Raw genomic sequence first — 1230 nt, forward strand, 5'->3', positions numbered from 1 at the left:
AACATAGGCCCGTCAGATCTTCGGCTGGTCGTCTGGCACACCTTGCGGCTGGTCTTGCACCCACTGCCAGAACAGCTGATAGCCGACCGCAAGCACCACCGGGCCGATGAACAGACCGATGATGCCACCGGTGACCATGCCCCCGAGGGCCCCGATCAGCACCACCGGCATCGGCACATCGACGCCGCGCCCCAACAGCAGTGGCTTGAGCACGTTATCCACCAGGCCGGCAACGAAGACATAAATGGAAAAGACGATGCCCGCCGTGCTGACCCCCTCGGTGGCGAATACGTAGACGATCACCGGAATGGTAATCAGCGTCGCGGGTAACTGCATGATCCCCAGCAACAACACCGCCAGGGCCAGCAGCCCGGCGCCGGGGATGCCCTTGAGGACGAAGCCGACGCCCACCAGCAGCATTTGGATGAAGGCGATGCCGACCACCCCCAGCGCTACCGCACGAATGGTCGCGGTGCACAGCGCGGCCAGTTGCGGTCCCTTGGCCGGACCGCTGATACGCGAAGCGATCTGCACCGCACTGCGGCTGCCACCCTCGCCATAAGCCATGAAGATCCCGGCGATGATCAGGGAACAAATGAAAATCAGGAAACCCATGCCGACCCCGGCGAGCTTGCTCAACAGGGTCAGGCTGATCCCTTTGATCTGCGGTATGTACTTCTCGGTCAGCCCCGGAAGGTCGGTGGCCGCCTGCAGCCAGACGCCATGCACGCGCTTGCCCACCAGCGGCCAATCGGCGACTGCATCGGCCGGCGGAGCAATCTGGAAGCCACCGTCCTTGAGCAGGACCATAGCGCGCTCGACCGAGTCGGCAATCGAGGTGCCCAAGAGGTAGATCGGCACCATGAGAATAACGATGGCAATCAGCACGATCAGCGTCGCGATGAGTCCGTCCTTGTAGCCCAGCATGCCCTTGAGCCGGCCTTGCAGTGGGTAGAGGGTGATCGCCAGGATCAGCGACCAGAGCAACAGATCGCGGAACGGGCGGAATATCTCGAAGCAGAACAGCACCAGAACGACAATCAGCCCGGCACGAATCAGCACATCGAGCAGACCACGGGAAAACGTTTTCTCGGAAGTGGACGTGGGCACCATTGATTGCCTCCTTGCAGATCGCTGCACAGGAATGAGGGGGTAAGCCCAGCATAGACGGTCAATGGGACGTCATCTTTGTGTACCCCGCAAAAAATCGCAGCCTGCGGCAGCTCCTAC

1 protein-coding gene is annotated in these 1230 nt (G+C 61.5%); it reads right to left on the minus strand.

The genetic code is table 11. From position 1 onward, the window contains the following. Positions 1 to 12 precede the first annotated feature (12 nt). Entirely contained in the window at positions 13 to 1113 is a 1101-nt protein-coding gene (locus F8N85_RS34325) for an AI-2E family transporter (RefSeq protein WP_150805792.1), read from the minus strand. Positions 1114 to 1230: the final 117 nt, after the last annotated feature.

The sequence above is a fragment of the Pseudomonas fluorescens genome, assembly GCF_902497875.1.
Classification (GTDB): Bacteria; Pseudomonadota; Gammaproteobacteria; order Pseudomonadales; family Pseudomonadaceae; genus Aquipseudomonas; species Aquipseudomonas fluorescens_BR.

Bases quoted from the DNA above. Each gene is read 5' to 3' on its own strand.
- F8N85_RS34325 (WP_150805792.1), bottom strand. From the start codon at position 1,113: ATGGTGCCCACGTCCACTTCCGAGAAAACGTTTTCCCGTGGTCTGCTC.